This window comes from Streptomyces sp. SAS_272 (assembly GCF_052543235.1).
Genome location: NZ_JBMNDR010000017.1, coordinates 42,521 through 58,120 on the forward strand (window position 1 = coordinate 42,521; position 15,600 = coordinate 58,120).

Below are 15,600 nucleotides of genomic sequence, written 5' to 3' on the forward strand. Positions count from 1 at the left end.
GCTCACAACAACGCAGGGTCCGACGGCGGCCTTGTCACCGGCCCGCAGTCACCGGCCCCGGCCCGCAGTCACCGGCCCGCGGTCACCCGCCCGCGGTCGCCGGTCGCCGCCTGTCACCCGGTCGCCTCGACCGGAGCCGCACCCCGCCGTGGCCGGTGACGCCGACCGGTGATTGGCTGGTCCCGTTCCGGCAGCCAGTCCATCCGCAGGAAGGCCCCCGCCATGAGCAATCCGCACGCACTCGAGTACAAGGTCGTCACCTTCCGGGAGTCGCTGATCGGCGACGCACTGGACAGCGACAAGCTGGAGAAGGTCCTCAACAAGCACGCCGAGGACGGCTGGGCCCTGAAGGCGATCACCTCCGCCGACGTCAAGGGCCGCATCGGGCCCGGCGCGGTCGAGGGCCTGCTCCTCACCCTGGAGCGTCCGCGCCGCTGACGACCGTGGGCCGGCCCGTCGGGTGAACGACGGGCCGACCTGACTTCCGAGTCCGCGAGGAGCGGGCCGCGCAGGTCCCCGCCTCCGCGAAGAGCGGTCCGGCCGGACTTCCGCGTCGGCGAGAGGGCCGAAGGCGGCCGGGCCGGGCCGCCACGGGTGTGCAGGGGCTAGGCGCCGCGACGGATCCGGGCCGCCTTGCGGGCCTCGGCGATCTGCCGCGCCTCGGCGGACCTGCGGGAGTCCCCGCCGACCCTCCCGGGGCGGGCGCCCATGCCGCGGAAGGGGGCCCCACCGCGCTTCGGACGCTCGGTGGAGGTTCCGCTGCCGGGGAGCGGGACACCGGAGGGAGCCTGGGCGCCGGTGATGCGGCTCAGCTCGGCCTCGCCGGAACGGATCTGCGTGATCTGCGGCCTGATGCCCGCGTCGGACATGAGGCGGGCCATGTCCCGGCGCTGGTTGGGCATCACCAGAGTGACCACGCTGCCCGACTCGCCTGCGCGGGCGGTACGTCCGCCGCGGTGCAGGTAGTCCTTGTGGTCGGCGGGCGGGTCCACGTTGACGACGAGGTCGAGGTCGTCGATGTGGATGCCCCGGGCCGCGACGTTGGTGGCCACCAGCACGGTCACATGACCGGTCTTGAACTGGGCCAGGGTGCGGGTGCGCTGGGGCTGGGACTTGCCGCCGTGCAGTGCGGCGGCCTTCACGCCGCTCCCCAGCAGGTGCCTGGTGAACTGGTCCACCGCGTGCTTGGTGTCCAGGAACATCAGCACACGTCCGTCACGCGCGGCGATCTCGGTGGCGGCGGCGTACTTGTCGGCGCCGTGCACGTGCAGCACGTGGTGCTCCATCGTGGTGACCGCGCCCGCCGAGGGGTCGACCGAGTGCACGACCGGGTCATGGAGGTACTGACGGACCAGGAGGTCGATGTTGCGGTCCAGGGTGGCCGAGAACAGCAGGCGCTGGCCGTCGGGGCGCACCTGGTCCAGGAGTTCGGTGACCTGGGGCATGAACCCCATGTCGGCCATCTGGTCGGCCTCGTCGAGGACGGTGATCTTCACCCGGTCCAGACGGCAGTCCTTGCGCTCGACAAGGTCCGCGAGGCGGCCGGGCGTCGCGACGACGACCTCGGCCCCGGCGCGCAGCGCACCGGCCTGCCGGCCGATCGACATCCCGCCGACCACCGTGGCGAGCCTCAGCTTCAGCAACCGGGCGTACGGGGTGAGCGCGTCGGTGACCTGCTGGGCCAGTTCGCGTGTGGGGACGAGGATCAGGGCCAGCGGCTTGCGCGCCTCGGCACGCTGTCCCGCCGTGCGCACCAGAAGCGCCAGGCCGAAGGCGAGCGTCTTGCCGGACCCGGTCCGCCCACGGCCGAGGACGTCGCGGCCCGCGAGGGAGTTCGGCAAGGTGGCGGCCTGGATCGGGAACGGCTCGTGCACACCGAGCTCGGTGAGCGTGTTCAGCAGTTCGGCGGGCAGGTCCAGTTCGCCGAAGGTCGCGACGGCGGGAAGGGCCGGGGTGATGGTGTCCGGCGGCGCGAACTCCCCCTGCGGTGCGGCGGGGCGACGTCCGCCGCCCGGAGCGGCGCCGGGGCGACCCCGGCCCTGCGGCCGGAAACGGTCGTTCGTGCGAGCTGAACGGCTCACGGAGAACCTTCCTCGAGGGGCACGCATCGAGGAATTCCCGACAGGCATGAGCCGGATGAATTGCAAGTACGAGCCGAATACAAGAATGACAGCGTTCCGAGACGGAACGCAGAAAGCAGGAAGCTGGGGCCCCACCGAACGGTGGGACCCCAGCTATCGCGCGCGCTTCGGCATCAGGCGGGGGTGATGTTCTCCGCCTGCGGGCCCTTCTGGCCCTGCGTGACGTCGAAGTTCACCTTCTGGCCTTCCTGGAGCTCACGGAAGCCCTGGGTGGCGATGTTCGAGTAGTGGGCGAAAACGTCGGGGCCGCCGCCGTCCTGCTCGATGAAGCCGAAGCCCTTTTCCGAGTTGAACCACTTGACGGTGCCAGTAGCCATGTCACATCTCCTTCGGGGCAGTGCCCAGAGGCCCACACCGTGTGAACCTCTTGTGTTGCCACAAATGAACCCCGTCCGGATAAGCACCGGAGATACAAAAAACGCCCCACGGCTACGGCCGTAGAGGCACTTGAAGATTCGGGAACCACAACTGCAACTAGGTCCAGACTACCACGGCCTGTACAAACGCACTACCTTTCACCGCGCGTCGCGCGTGCCGCGCCTGCCCCGTTGACCGCAGGGACCCATTGACCGCAGGGGCTGCGCAGGGGCCGCACGAATTGCAGAGGCTGCACGGATCACAAGGGCCGCACGGATCAAAGGGGCCGTACGAGCCCCCATGGGAGCTGCGGCCCATCAGCGCCGGGGGCCCCTCGGCTCGGGAGGCCGTCCGGGGCGGCTCAGTGCCCGAGGAAGCTCAGACGCACCTGGCGGTCCGCGTGGTCGCGGTTCGTGTCCACCAGGCACACGGACTGCCAGGTGCCGAGTTCCAGCCTCCCGTCCACGACCGGCAGGGTCGCGTGCGGCGGGACCAGGGCCGGCAGCACGTGGTCGCGGCCGTGGCCGGGACTTCCGTGCCGGTGCTGCCAGCGGTCGTCGGCCGGCAGGAGCGTGTGCAGGGCGGTCAGCAGGTCGTCGTCGCTGCCGGCGCCCGTCTCCATGATCGCGACGCCGGCCGTGGCGTGCGGCACGAAGACGTTCAGGAGGCCGTCGCGGCCGTCGGCCGCCTCGCGCAGGAACGCCTCGCAGTCTCCGGTGAGGTCGACGACACTCTCCCGGGAGCCGGAGGACACATGGAGGACTCGGGTGGTGAACGCGTCTGACATGCCCTCCATCCTGACGCATGAGCAGGATGCGCACGCGCCTGACGGAGGTCGCCGGCGCTCCGGGAAGATCCACGCCTGCCGCGCCGTTGGTAGAAGCGTGAACGATGTGCGTGAGGTCGAGGTGGTCGTCATCGGGGCGGGTCAGGCCGGTCTGGCCGGGGCCTATCACCTGCGGCGCAGCGGTTTCGAGCCGGAGCGCGACTTCGTGGTGCTCGACCACGCCCCCGCGCCGGGAGGCGCCTGGCAGTTCCGCTGGCCGTCGCTGACCTACGGCAAGGTGCACGGGATGCACGCACTGCCGGGCATGGAACTGACGGGCGCGGATCCGTCCCGGCCGTCTTCCGAGGTGGTAGCCGAGTACTTCGACGCCTATGAGCGCGGCTTCGACCTGCGTGTGCGGCGGCCCGTGGACGTGAAGGCCGTACGGGAAGGCGTCGACGGACGGCTGCTGGTCGAGACCTCCGACGGCACCTGGTCCACGCGGGCGCTGATCAACGCTACCGGCACCTGGGACCGGCCGTTCTGGCCGCGCTATCCGGCTCAGGAGACCTTCCGCGGACGGCAGCTCCACACCGCTCGGTACCCGGGTCCCGAGGCGTTCGCCGGACAGCGGGTCGTCGTGGTGGGCGGCGGCGCGTCCGGCACGCAGCACCTGTTGGAGATCGCACCGTACGCGGCCGCCACCACGTGGGTGACACGCCGGCCTCCGGTCTTCCGCGAGGGACCGTTCGACGAGGGCGCGGGCCGTGCCGCCGTCGCGCTCGTGGAGGAGCGGGTGCGGCAGGGGCTGCCCCCGAAGAGTGTGGTCTCGGTGACCGGGCTGCCGCTGAACGACGCGATCCGGCAGGGGCTGGCCGACGGGGTGCTGGACCGGCTGCCCATCTTCGACCGGATCACCCCGGACGGCGTGGAGTGGGACGACGGCCGGCGGGTCGCCGCCGACGTGATCCTGTGGGCGACCGGCTTCCGGGCGGCGGTCGACCATCTCGCGCCGTTGCGGCTGCGGGAGCCGGGCGGCGGGATCCGTGTCGAGGGCACGCGCGCGGTCGCCGATCCACGCGTCCACCTCGTCGGCTACGGACCGTCGGCCAGCACCATCGGCGCCAACCGGGCCGGACGCGCCGCCGTACGGGACGTCCGGCGGCTGCTGGCGCGCGAGCCGGTCGCCGCCTGACGGCCCGCCGGGCGCCCGGCAGCGGCTCCGGTCAGCTCATCCCTCGTCCCTCATCCCGCAGCCGCCGAAGTGCTGCTCGGGGTCTTCGCAGGGCTCGTCTGCGGAGTCGCCCGAGGGCTCTGCAGGCGGTTGAACTCGGCGACGTTGCGCTGGTGCTCCGCGAAGCTGGACGTGAAGCGCGTGTCGCCGGGCCTGACCGTGACGAAGTACAACCAGTCACCCGGGGTCGGGCTGACGGCGGCACGCATCGCCTCCTCGCCGGGGTTGTCGATCGGAGTGGGCGGCAGACCCATGCGCTGGTAGGAGTTGTAGGGGCTCTCGATGCGGGTGTCGCTCTCGGTCGTCTTCAGGGTGGAACGGTTCAGCGCGTAGTTGATCGTCGAGTCCATCTGCAACGGCATCCCGCGCTCGAGGCGGTTGTACACGACCCGCGCCACCTTGCCCATGTCCGCCTTGGTGGCGGCCTCGGCCTGGACGAGGCTCGCGACGGTGACCGCCTGATAGACGTTCAGCGCGTTGCGCTGGGCGCCGGCCGCGACGGGCGCTCCGTTGAACCTCTTGTTCGCGGTGTCGACCATGTACGTGAGCAGCGTCCGCGGCGTCGACTTCCCGTCCAGCGGATAGGTCGCCGGGAAGAGGTAGCCCTCGGGGTTGCCCGCGGCGTCGTTCGGCAGCTTCAGACCGGCCCCCGGCAGCGCCCTGCCGGTGGTGCCGGGGGGCAGGGCGAGCGCCTTGTCCACGGCCTCGTAGACCTGGCTCGCCCGCCAGCCCTCGGGGATCACCAGGGTCGGCGGCGCCTTGGCCGCCTTCTCCTGCGGCGTCTCGACGCTCAGCAGCGGCACCGCCACGGCGGCGCCGGCCACGACGGCTCCGGTCGCGATGAGGACGAGACGGCCCCGGCGCGTCAGTCGAATCGTGCTCCGTGGCGGAGTGTTCATCTGCATGCGGGCACGGTAACCCCGATAGCGTCACAAACTTCGCATAACCGGGCATATTTTCATCTTGTCGGCTCCAGTCGGGTGTCTCGGCGCAGCAGGGCCGCGTACCGGCCGTCCAGCGCCGACAGCTCCTCGTGCGTGCCCCGTTCGGCCACCTGACCGGAGTCGAGGACGACGATCTGGTCGGCGCCCCGAACGGTGGACAGGCGGTGGGCGATGGTGAGCGTGGTGCGGTTGGCCGAGAGCGCGTCGATGGCCTTCTGGACCGCGTGCTCCGTGCGGGTGTCCAGAGCGCTGGTCGCCTCGTCCAGGATCAGCACCGGCGGATCGCGCAGAATCGTGCGGGCGATCGCCAGGCGCTGCTTCTCGCCTCCGGAGAACCGGTGACCGCGTTCGCCGACGACCGTGTCGTACCCGTCGGGCAGTGCCGCGATGTGGTCGTGGATCTGCGCCGCTCGCGCCGCCGCGTACAGCTCCTCGTCGGTGGCGTCCGGCTTGGCGAAGCGCAGGTTGTCGCCGACCGTCGCGTGGAAGAGGTACGTCTCCTGCGAGACGACGCCGACCGCGCGGGCGAGCGTGTCGAAGTCGAGGTCGCGCACGTCGACGCCGTCGAGGGTTACCCGGCCTCCGGTCACGTCGTACAGACGCGGCACCAGATAGCCGAGCGTGGACTTGCCGGCGCCCGTCGGACCGACGACGGCGAGGCTTCCGCCGGCCGGGACGGTGACGTCGACGCCGTCGAGGACGGGCTCGCCCTTGCCCTCGTACCGGAAAGTGACGTTCTCGAAGCGGATCTCGCCCTTGACGTGGTCGAGGTGGACCGGCTCCTCGCGCTCGGTGATGTCCACGGGCAGGTCGAGGTACTCGAAGATGCGCTGGAAGAGCGCCAGGGAGGTCTGGATCTGCACGCCGGTCGACAGCAGGCTGACCGCGGGCCGGAACAGGCCCTGCTGGAGGGAGACGAAGGCGACGACGGTGCCCAGCGACACGTCGGGGCCGCCGACCTGGAGCGTCACGCCCGCCGACCAGTAGATGACGGCCGGCATGGCGGACATGACGATACCGATCACGGCCATGCGCCAGCGGCCGGCCATGTTCGACCGCACCTCGAGATCGACGAGCTGCTCCGACTCCGCCGCGAAGGACCGGGTGAGCGAGTCCGCGCGGCCCATGGTGCGGCCCAGCAGGATGCCGCTGACCGACAGCGACTCGGTGACCGTGGCGGCCATCGCGGCCATCTGCTTCTGACGCTGGGTGGTGATCTTCTTGCGTTCGTTGCCGACGCGGCGGCTGATCCACACGAAGACGGGCAGCAGGACCAGCGAGACGACCGTCAACCGCCAGTCCAGCGCGATCATCGCGATGATCGTGGCGACCACGCTGGTGAAGTTGGAGACCAGGGACGTGGCGGTCGAGGTGACGGTGGCCTGCATACCGCCGATGTCGTTGGCGATGCGGGACTGCACCTCGCCGGTACGCGTGCGCGTGAAGAAGGCGAGGGACATGCGCTGCAGGCGCCCGTAGACGGCCGTGCGCAGGTCGTGCATGACGCGCTGACCCACCGTCGTGGAGATCAGCGTCTGCAGGACGCCGAAGACTCCGCTGAGGAGGGCGCTGAAGATCATGCCGAGGGCGAGCAGGCTCAGCAGACCGGTGCGCCCCTCGGGGATGGCGACGTCGAGCGTCTCCTTCAGCAGGAACGGGGTGGCCACGGCCACCAGCGACGAGGCGGCGACCAGGAGGCCGACCACCGCGAGGCGGGCACGGTAGGGCTTGAAGAGTCTGAGGATGCGGCGCACCTGCCGGGGCTGATCGGGCGCGGCGCCGGGCGAGGGGGTCCAGTCGATGTGGTCGCGGGGCATGGCTCCTACGGAGGGTGAGACGGTGAGGACTGACGGAGCATAGCTCATTGTTACCTATACTCACAATGAACGGCGTCCTGATATTGTTCCCTCATGACCACCCCCGATTCCGACGGCCTGCTCGCCGAGCAGCTGCTGCGGCTCACGCGTCGGGTGCACCGCATCCAAAAGCGCCATCTGCAGCAGAGCGGGCTCGGCGTCACCCCGGCCCAGTCCCGGTTGCTGCGCACCCTGGCGCACTGCGACGCACCACCGCGCATGGCCGACCTCGCCGCGCGACTGGAGGTGGTGCCCCGGGCCGTCACGACACTGGTCGACGGGCTGGAGGCGAGCGGCAAGGTGCGGCGGGCGCCCGACCCCACCAACCGCCGGGTCATCAGGATCGAGCTCACCGACGACGGCCGCACGGCCCTGCGGGAGCTGCAAGGCGCGAAGAGGTCCGCCGCGGAGGAGATCCTGGATCCGCTGACGGACCTCGAGCGCCAAGTCCTGAGCGGACTGCTGGACGCTCTGGTGGGCGCGGGCGATCCCGCGGAACCCGGGCACGGGGCACCCCATACGGGGCGAACCCCGGGTCGGACCTGCTGAACGACGCCCGAACGGGCCGCGGCCGTCCCTCCGTCAGTCTCGGAGGAACGGCCGCGGCCCGTGGCTGAGCCGCCGTGCGTCAACTGTTCTCGGAGGCGGGCTCCTTGCCGAGCAGCGGCGCAGCGGCCACGACCGGGACGCCGCCGGACGCCGCCGGACTCACGGAACCCGCCCGACTCACCGACAACGCCGGGCTCACCGAGCCTGCCGGGCTCGCGACGCCCTCACTCGCCTCCGGATCCGCCGGCTCCTCTTCGGCCTCGGCGACGACCTCGCCGTCCAGGACCTTCCTCGCCAGCTCCACGTCGAGCGCGCCCTCCCAACGGGAGACGGCGAAGACCGCCACACAGTTGCCGAGGAGGTTGGTCACGACACGCATCGAGTCCATGATGCGGTCGACCCCCAGCAGCAGGGCCACGGCGCCGGCGGGGATGGCCCCCAGCGAGGAGGCGGTCGCGGACAGGGCGAGGAAGGCCGACCCCGGGATGCCGGCCATGCCCTTGCTGGTGAGCATCAGGACCAGGATCACGGTGATCTGCTGGCTCAGACTGAGGTCCACGCCGACGGCCTGCGCGATGAACAGCGTGCCGATGGACAGGTACAGCGACGCGCCGTCGAGGTTGAAGGAGTACCCCGTCGGCAGTACCAGGCCCACGGCGTCCTCGCGGGCGCCCGCCTTACGCAGCTTCTGCATCACGCGCGGCATGACGGACTCGGTGGAGGCCGTGCCGAGCGCGAGCAGCAGCTCCTCGCGGATGTAGCGCAGGAACTTCCACAGGCTCAGCCCCGTGACCAGGCGCAGGGCGACCGCCAGCAGCGTCACGAACAGCGCCGCGGCCGCGTAGCACAGGATGATCAGCTTGCCGTAGGTCTCGATCACACCGAGGCCGTAGTTGCCGATCAGGACGGCCATCGCGCCGAACACGGCGATCGGCGCGAGCCGCATGACGAAGCCGACGATCGCGAAGATGATCTCCTGCGCCTGCTCGATGGCCGGCAGCACCTTGGGCACCTTGGTGTGGCCGAGGTGGAGCAGCGCGGCGCCCACCAGACAGGCCAGGACGAGCACTTGGAGCAGGGAGTTCTCCGCGAAGGCGCCGACGAAGCTGGTGGGCAGCGAGTGCACGATGAACTCGGTGGTCGTCGGCAGCGAGCCGCCGCCCGTCTTGGCGTCCACCGCCGAGGCGTCGAGTGTCGCCGGGTCGACGTTCATCCCCGAGCCCGGCCGGACGACGTTGGCGGCCAGCAGCCCGATCAGCAGCGCGAGCGTGCTCGCGACCTCGAACCAGATCAGGGCCTTGAGCCCGATACGGCCGAACGCCTTCAGGTCACCGGCTTTGGCGATGCCGACGACGACCACGCAGAACACCAGGGGCGAGATGATCGTCTTGATCAGCCGCGTGAAACCGTCGCCGAGCGGCTGCAGGTCCGTGGCCACACCGGGCCAGAGTTTTCCGACGACGACGCCGAGCACGAGTGCGCAGGCGACCTGCGCGAAGAGAGAGGTACGCAGTATGCGTGCGACGCGTCGCGACGGGGACGGGACGGGCGGCGGCACGGGCACTCCTAAGGGCGCGACGGCACACAGAAGCGGGGACGGAGACTTCTGCGATACGGAAAGCGGATTCCGTAGCGATTACTCTGGAGGCCATGCCGGCAGCGCACAAGACCACCGTGTTGCCGATCTGTAAATCTGGTCGCCCGTGACGCATCGCATGCCCGGCGTTCAGGAGCCCCGGCGATCCCCGTCAACACCCCCTGCCGCGCCGCCGTTCGAATGTCGTGGCAGCTCGTGGAGCCCTACGGCAGCCCGCCCTCAGGGGCGCTACGCCTCCAACGCGGCCCTGTCCCCCATGACCACCACGGGACGCCGGTCCGGGTCGAGCGTGCGCAACAGGTACTCCATGGCGGCCCTGGACAGGCTGACGCAGGCCGACGTTCCGCTTCCGTGGTCCATGTGCAGCCAGATGCCGCCGCCCTTCTCCTCACCCTCGGGCCGCTTCGGATCGTTCGGCGGGGCACCCTTGACGCGGTTGTAGTCGATGGCGATGACGTAGTCGAAGTCGTGCCAGTGCGAACGCGCCCACCAGCGCGGCGCCGCGAAAGCTGCGGAACGCGTGTACGGGAGTCCGCTCCCCGGGTCGGCCAGGACGCCGCCCGCGTCGGTGAGGGTGAACACGCCGACCGGGCTGCGGTTGTCGCCGGCCCGGTGCCGCAGGGTCCACCCCTTCTTGCCGTTGTGCCCCGGCCAGCTTCGGACGCGCACCCAGTTCGGGCCATGCTCGGCATAGAGGACGACGGTGGAGTCGGCGGAGTCCCTCCCGTCGCCGTAGACCGCCACGACCTGACGCGTACCTGTGGGAATCCGCCCCCGCAACCGGCTCCCGACGCCCGGGATCCGGGATGCGGCGATCACCTTCGGCGGGACGTCACCACCGCCGCCGCTCCCGTCGCCCCCGTTCCCACCGGTCGGGCCGCCACCGGTCGGATCGCCGCACGCGGCCAGCGCCGCGAGCAGGAGAGCGCAGACCGCCGAGACGGTTCCCGTGCGCCGCACTTCGCCATGTCGCATCGGGCCATGCTCGCATCACTTTCCGGACTTTCCTGGAAGGTTACGGACATCGTGACTCCATCGGACGGCTGCCGGATTCTGCCGCCGCCACGGAAAACCGGTTGATTCTGACCACCGCGCGCCGTCAACCTTGCACGGTTTGCTGCCGCTCCCCGCAAACCCGTCCGTCGCCTTCTCCGGTTCCCCCTCCCCCCTCCCCCCGCCCCTCCCTCCCTTTCCCCCTCTGACTCGAGCCACTGGGACGTCATGCAGATCCAAGACCTTCCGTATCCCGACCCAGGTGTGCCGGACGTGCGCTCGGGCCCCCGCTTCCTGTGGTGGCTCGGCCGCAACCAACTGGGCGGCCAGCTCAAGGCCCTGGCCTGGGGCCTGCTGCACTTCGTCGCCGTCTCCGCGCAGCCGTTCTGCGTCGGCTTCGCCGTCGAGGCCGTCGTCGACCGCTCCGGAACCCGACTGGCCCTCACCGGCGGGGTGATGGCCCTGTGCGGCGCCGCCACCGCGATCGGCGACACCTTCCTGCACCGCGCCGCCGTCACCAACTGGATCACCGCCGCCGCACGGGTCCAGCAGCTGCTCGCCCACAAGGCCTCCCACCTCGGCTCCGCGCTGACCCGGCGCGTCGCGGCCGGCGAGGTCGTGGCGGTCTCCACGGGCGACGTCGAGAAGATCGGCTGGTTCGTGGAGGCCGTGTCCCGCTTCACCGCGGCGGCGATCACGGTGCTTCTGGTCTGCGTCGCCCTGGTCGTCTACCAGCCGGCGCTCGGCATCGTGGTCGCCGTGGGCCTGCCCGCTCTGGCCCTGGCGGCCCTGCCCCTGCTGCCCAGGGCGACGCAACGGGCGGACTTCCAGCGCGAGAAGGCCGGACGGGCCACCGAACTCGCCTCGGACACCGTCGCCGGCCTGCGGGTGCTGCGTGGCATCGGCGGCGAGGAACTGTTCCTCGACCGCTACCGCAGCGCCTCGCAGGAGGTCCGGCACGCGGCTGTGCGCAGCGCTCGCATGTGGTCGCTGATCAGCGCCATCCAGGTGCTGATGCCGGGCCTGCTGCTGATCGCGGTCGTCTGCTACGGCGTCCACCTGGCCCGCGAGGGCCGCATCTCCGTCGGCGAACTCGTCACCGTCTACAGCTCCGTGATGGTCCTGGCCTACCCGCTCAGGCACTTCGAGGAGATCGCGATGGCCTACTCGTTCTCCCGTCCGTCGGCGACCCGGGCCGCGGGCGTGCTGTCCCTGGAGCGGGCCAAGGACATCGACGGTTCGCGGCCGGACGAGGCACCTACTGGTGATCTGTACGACCCGGCCACCGGTCTCCTCGCCCCGGCCTCACAGCTGACCGCCGTGGTGTGCGGCGACCCGGACGCGGCCGGACGACTGGCGGAACGCCTCGGCGGACACCCCCCGCAGGACGGCCCGTCGGTCCTGCTCGGCGGTGTCCCGCTGGACGAACTGCCGTTGGGCTCCGCGCGTTGCGCAGTCCTCGTCCAGGACAAGGACCCCGTGCTGCTCTCCGGTTCGCTGCGCAACCTGCTCGACGTGCCCGCCTCCGGCGCGGTCGACACGCAGGCCGCACTGGCCGCCGCCCAGTGCGGCGACGTCCTCGAGGCGCTCGTCCAGGGCTCGTTCGACGCCGACGACCCGATGGACGCCCGCATCACCGAACGCGGCCGGTCGCTGTCCGGCGGGCAGCGCCAACGCCTCGCGCTGGCCCGCTCGTTGTACACGGACCCCGAGGTCCTCGTCCTCGACGAGCCGACCTCCGCCGTCGACTCGCACACCGAGGCCCGGATCGCCGAGAGCATGCGCGACCTGCGGGAGGGCCGCACGACCGTCGTATTCACCTCTTCTCCGCTGCTGCTGGACCGGGCCGACCGGGTCGTTCTCGTGCACGAGGGCGAGGCCGTCGCGATCGGTGCGCACCGCGAACTGCTGCTCTCCGAGCCCCGGTACCGGGCCGTGGTGACCCGGGAGACCGACGAGGAGGCGGCCGGGGAACCGGGCCCCGTCTCCGTGGCAGGCGGAGCTCCGAACACGGAGAAGGCCGCCCTGAGCGATGTGTTGAAGGACCTGGAAGCCGACGAGCTCGCATGCGACGAGCTCGAAGAGATCGAGGAGACGGCATGATCGGCGTGGCGCCGCCCGCCTACGACCCGGCAGCACCGACGACGGCGAACACCCTGCCCGTCGGGGCCCGCGCGACCGTACGCGCCTACGTGGCCGAACTCCTGCGCCGGCACCGGCGCGCCTTCCTGCTCCTCCTGCTCGTCAACACGGTCGCCACGGTCGCCTCCATGGTCGGCCCCTGGCTGCTCGGCGACACCGTGGAGCGACTGTCGGACGGAGCACGAGAACTGCACCTCGGGCTCACCGCAACGCTGTTCGTGCTCGCCCTGGCCGTCCAGGCCGCCTTCGTACGGCAGGTACGGCTGCGCGGCGCGATGCTCGGCGAACGGATGCTGGCCGACCTGCGCGAGGACTTCCTCGTCCGGTCGGTCCGGCTGCCGCCCGGCGTGCTGGAGCGGGCCGGGACGGGCGACCTGCTGTCCCGCATCACCACGGACATCGACCGGCTGGCCAACGCGATGCGGGAGGCCGTGCCCCAGCTGACGATCGGCGTGATGTGGGCCTTGCTGCTGCTCGGCGGGCTCGTGGTCACCTCGCCGCCGCTGGCGCCGGCGGTGCTGATCGCGGTGCCGCTGCTGGTCGCCGGATGCCGCTGGTACTTCAAGCGGGCGCCGGCGGGCTACCGCTCCGAGGCCGCCGGGTACGCGTCGGTGGCCGCCGCCCTCGCCGAGACCGTGGACGCGGGCCGCACCGTCGAGGCGCACCGTCTCGGCGAGCGCCGCATCGCTCTCTCGGAGCAGCGCATCCAACAGTGGACCGCCTGGGAGCGCTACACGCTGTGGCTGCGGTCCGTGCTCTTCCCGGTGATCAACATGGTGCACGTCACCGTGCTCGGCTCGGTGCTCATGCTCGGCGGGGCGTTCGTGCTGCAGGGCTGGATCGATGTCGGTCAGTTGACGACAGGCGCGCTGCTCGCGCAGATGCTCGTCGACCCCGTGAACCTCATCCTGCGCTGGTACGACGAGCTCCAGGTGGCCCAGGTGTCGCTGGCGCGCCTCGTCGGCGTCCGCGACATCGAGCCGGACGCCGGGGACACCGAGGTGACGCCGGACGGGCGCGACGTGCTCGCCCACCAGGTCCACTTCGGCTACCGGGAGGGCGTCGACGTGCTGCGCAAGGTGTCCCTCGAGGTGTCCCCCGGCACCCGGCTGGCCCTGGTCGGCCCGTCCGGCGCGGGCAAGTCCACCCTGGGCCGGCTGCTCGCCGGGATCTACGCGCCCCGCGACGGCCGGATCACGCTGGGGGGCGCCGAGCTGTCGCAGATGACCGCCGAACGCGTCCGCTCGCATGTGGCGCTCGTGAACCAGGAGCACCACGTCTTCGTCGGCTCCCTGCGCGACAACCTCCGGCTCGCCCGCACCGGCGCCGAGGACGCCGAACTGTGGACGGCCCTGGGCGCCGTCGACGCGGACGGCTGGGCGCGGGCCCTGGACGACGGTCTCGACACCGAGGTCGGCTCCGGCGGCGTCCTGCTCACACCGGCGCAGGCCCAGCAGATCGCGCTGGCCCGGCTGGTGCTGGCGGACCCGCACACGCTGGTCCTGGACGAGGCGACCTCGCTGCTCGACCCCCGCGCCGCACGCCACCTCGAGCGGTCCCTGGCCCGCGTCCTGGAGGGCCGCACGGTGGTCGCCATCGCCCACCGTCTGCACACCGCGCACGACGCCGACGTCATCGCCGTCGTCGAGAACGGCCGGATCAGCGAGCTCGGCAGCCATACGGAGCTCGTCGCGGCGGACGGGGCCTACGCGGCCCTGTGGCGTTCGTGGCACGGGTGAGGGCATACGGGAGAGCGCACGGGTGAGGGCGAAACGCGTCCCGCCCGGGTGACCACTGCCGCCGCGGTACGGGGACCGGCGGGCGCCCGTGGTACCCGCGGCGCGGCGGGCGCAGGCAGCGGTTGCGCCCTCATCGAAGGCGCCGGGCTTCGCGCGAGCACTCGCTGATCGCGGGCCCGGCGCGCCCGCCGTGTCGCCACGGGAACGGTGGCGCGGCGAGCGCTCTGGCGTTGCGGGGAACCGATCAGGGGTGGAACGCTGGATACCGGCACCCGCGCGGGCGACCGTCGGGATCCATCCGGAAAGACACGACGAGACCGGCCGGTGCCCCGTGCGGCGGCAGCCCGTCGCCGACCGCGGTGAGAACGGGCCCGTCACCCCCTGGAGGTAGCCGTGACCAGCGCCGACGGATGGGGAGACGATGTCTACCAGCCCGACTCCTCCGACATCCAGGACGACGCGGGGCTGCTCGACGCGGAGGACACCCTGGAAGACGACGGTGTCGACGACCCGCTCGACCGCGGCTGGTCCCCACCGGACCGCCCCTGGGCTGTGGAGCACGACGGGGTGACCGCCGCGGAGCGCCGCCGGGGCGAGACTCTGGACCAGCGGCTCGCGGAGGAGCGCCCCGACCTCGGCGTACCCGACGGGGACGGTCTGGGGGACTGCGACGGCACCGACGGGGAACTCCTCGACAACGAGGTCGGAGCCGCACGCTCCGGCCGGCTCGTGGCGCCCGACGAAGGAGCCCACGAGGACGAGGAGAGCGCGCTGGTCGCCACGGACGTGGGCATCGACGGGGCGGCCGCGTCGGCGGAGGAGGCCGCGATGCACATCGTCGACGAGGACGCGCTGTCCGGTTGACCCCCGCCCGGCCGGCCCGGCCGTTCCCGGCGGGTCGCCACGACCGCCATCGCCACCGCACGAGGAGCACTCATGCAGCAGGACCAGCAGCCCGACTACCACCCGGTCGTCTTCCGTGACCGCACCGCCGGCTACGCCTTCCTTACCCGGTCCACCGCGACCAGCGAGCAGACGATCGAGTGGGACGACGGCGAGACCTACCCGGTGGTCGACGTGGAGATCTCCTCGGAGAGCCACCCCTTCTACACCGGCAAGTCGCGCACCGTGGACACCGAGGGTCGCGTCGCCCGCTTCGAGCGCCGCTACGGCGACGGCGGGGAGATGACCTGAGCGGACGCGGCCGGCACCGGCTCCACAGCCGGTGCCGCGGCCGGCCGTCCCGGCGGAGCTGCGGGTCAGATGTAGTTGAGGGGGGCTG

The 15,600-nt window shown here is 71.5% G+C and carries 14 protein-coding genes; 7 read left to right on the forward strand and 7 right to left on the reverse strand.

Annotation, left to right across the window (positions count from 1 at the left end):
* Positions 1 to 222 precede the first annotated feature (222 nt).
* Positions 223 to 438, forward strand: coding sequence for a DUF4177 domain-containing protein (locus tag ACN6LD_RS13125; protein ID WP_057582602.1), 216 nt, complete (start codon positions 223 to 225; stop codon positions 436 to 438).
* Between the two features lie 167 nt (positions 439 to 605).
* On the opposite strand, the gene ACN6LD_RS13130 is transcribed toward ACN6LD_RS13125, so the two are convergent.
* From ACN6LD_RS13130 to ACN6LD_RS13140, 3 genes are all read right to left on the reverse strand, one after another.
* Positions 606 to 2,108 (reverse strand): DEAD/DEAH box helicase, encoded by a 1,503-nt coding sequence (locus ACN6LD_RS13130; protein WP_319196484.1) that lies wholly within the window; start codon positions 2,106 to 2,108, stop codon positions 606 to 608.
* A gap of 146 nt (positions 2,109 to 2,254) precedes the next feature.
* Entirely contained in the window at positions 2,255 to 2,458 is a 204-nt protein-coding gene (locus ACN6LD_RS13135; RefSeq protein ID WP_020125862.1) for a cold-shock protein, read from the reverse strand.
* 401 nt (positions 2,459 to 2,859) lie between these two features.
* The gene (locus ACN6LD_RS13140) at positions 2,860 to 3,285 is read right to left on the reverse strand and encodes a secondary thiamine-phosphate synthase enzyme YjbQ (protein ID WP_445043236.1); all 426 of its coding nucleotides are present in this window, start codon (positions 3,283 to 3,285) and stop codon (positions 2,860 to 2,862) included.
* A 97-nt stretch (positions 3,286 to 3,382) separates the two neighbouring features.
* Here ACN6LD_RS13140 and ACN6LD_RS13145 point away from each other — a divergent pair, with 97 nt between their 5' ends.
* The gene (locus ACN6LD_RS13145; protein ID WP_445043237.1) at positions 3,383 to 4,459 is read left to right on the forward strand and encodes an NAD(P)-binding domain-containing protein; all 1,077 of its coding nucleotides are present in this window, start codon (positions 3,383 to 3,385) and stop codon (positions 4,457 to 4,459) included.
* Positions 4,460 to 4,509: 50 nt separating this feature from the next.
* Here ACN6LD_RS13145 and mltG read toward each other — a convergent pair whose 3' ends face one another.
* Both mltG and ACN6LD_RS13155 read right to left on the reverse strand, forming a co-directional pair.
* The gene (mltG, locus tag ACN6LD_RS13150; protein WP_319196489.1) at positions 4,510 to 5,403 is read right to left on the reverse strand and encodes an endolytic transglycosylase MltG; all 894 of its coding nucleotides are present in this window, start codon (positions 5,401 to 5,403) and stop codon (positions 4,510 to 4,512) included.
* Between the two features lie 53 nt (positions 5,404 to 5,456).
* Positions 5,457 to 7,259, reverse strand: a complete 1,803-nt coding sequence (locus tag ACN6LD_RS13155; protein WP_319196491.1) for an ABC transporter ATP-binding protein — start codon at positions 7,257 to 7,259, stop codon at positions 5,457 to 5,459.
* Positions 7,260 to 7,352: 93 nt separating this feature from the next.
* Here ACN6LD_RS13155 and ACN6LD_RS13160 point away from each other — a divergent pair, with 93 nt between their 5' ends.
* The gene (locus tag ACN6LD_RS13160; RefSeq protein ID WP_445043238.1) at positions 7,353 to 7,847 is read left to right on the forward strand and encodes a MarR family winged helix-turn-helix transcriptional regulator; all 495 of its coding nucleotides are present in this window, start codon (positions 7,353 to 7,355) and stop codon (positions 7,845 to 7,847) included.
* A 79-nt stretch (positions 7,848 to 7,926) separates the two neighbouring features.
* Here the strand turns inward: ACN6LD_RS13160 and ACN6LD_RS13165 are convergent, their stop codons facing one another.
* Together ACN6LD_RS13165 and ACN6LD_RS13170 are read right to left on the reverse strand one after the other, a co-directional pair.
* Complete coding sequence (locus tag ACN6LD_RS13165) at positions 7,927 to 9,405, reverse strand: cation:dicarboxylate symporter family transporter (protein WP_445043239.1); 1,479 nt, start codon at positions 9,403 to 9,405, stop codon at positions 7,927 to 7,929.
* Between the two features lie 267 nt (positions 9,406 to 9,672).
* On the reverse strand, positions 9,673 to 10,419 hold the full coding sequence (locus ACN6LD_RS13170; protein ID WP_319196497.1) for a L,D-transpeptidase family protein: 747 nt from the start codon (positions 10,417 to 10,419) through the stop codon (positions 9,673 to 9,675).
* A 246-nt stretch (positions 10,420 to 10,665) separates the two neighbouring features.
* Between ACN6LD_RS13170 and ACN6LD_RS13175 the strand changes: the two genes are divergently transcribed.
* From ACN6LD_RS13175 to ACN6LD_RS13190, 4 genes are all read left to right on the forward strand, one after another.
* Positions 10,666 to 12,540, forward strand: coding sequence for an ABC transporter transmembrane domain-containing protein (locus tag ACN6LD_RS13175; RefSeq protein WP_445043240.1), 1,875 nt, complete (start codon positions 10,666 to 10,668; stop codon positions 12,538 to 12,540).
* Positions 12,537 to 14,318 carry an ABC transporter ATP-binding protein gene (locus ACN6LD_RS13180; protein ID WP_445043241.1) on the forward strand — a complete coding sequence of 594 codons (1,782 nt, stop codon included), beginning with the start codon at positions 12,537 to 12,539 and terminating at the stop codon, positions 14,316 to 14,318. The genes ACN6LD_RS13175 and ACN6LD_RS13180 overlap by 4 nt, the downstream gene beginning before the upstream one ends.
* A gap of 393 nt (positions 14,319 to 14,711) precedes the next feature.
* Positions 14,712 to 15,182: a DUF5709 domain-containing protein gene (locus ACN6LD_RS13185; protein ID WP_057582612.1), complete on the forward strand. Its 471-nt coding sequence runs from the start codon at positions 14,712 to 14,714 to the stop codon at positions 15,180 to 15,182.
* Positions 15,183 to 15,254: 72 nt separating this feature from the next.
* Positions 15,255 to 15,512: a type B 50S ribosomal protein L31 gene (locus tag ACN6LD_RS13190; protein ID WP_057582613.1), complete on the forward strand. Its 258-nt coding sequence runs from the start codon at positions 15,255 to 15,257 to the stop codon at positions 15,510 to 15,512.
* Positions 15,513 to 15,600: the final 88 nt, after the last annotated feature.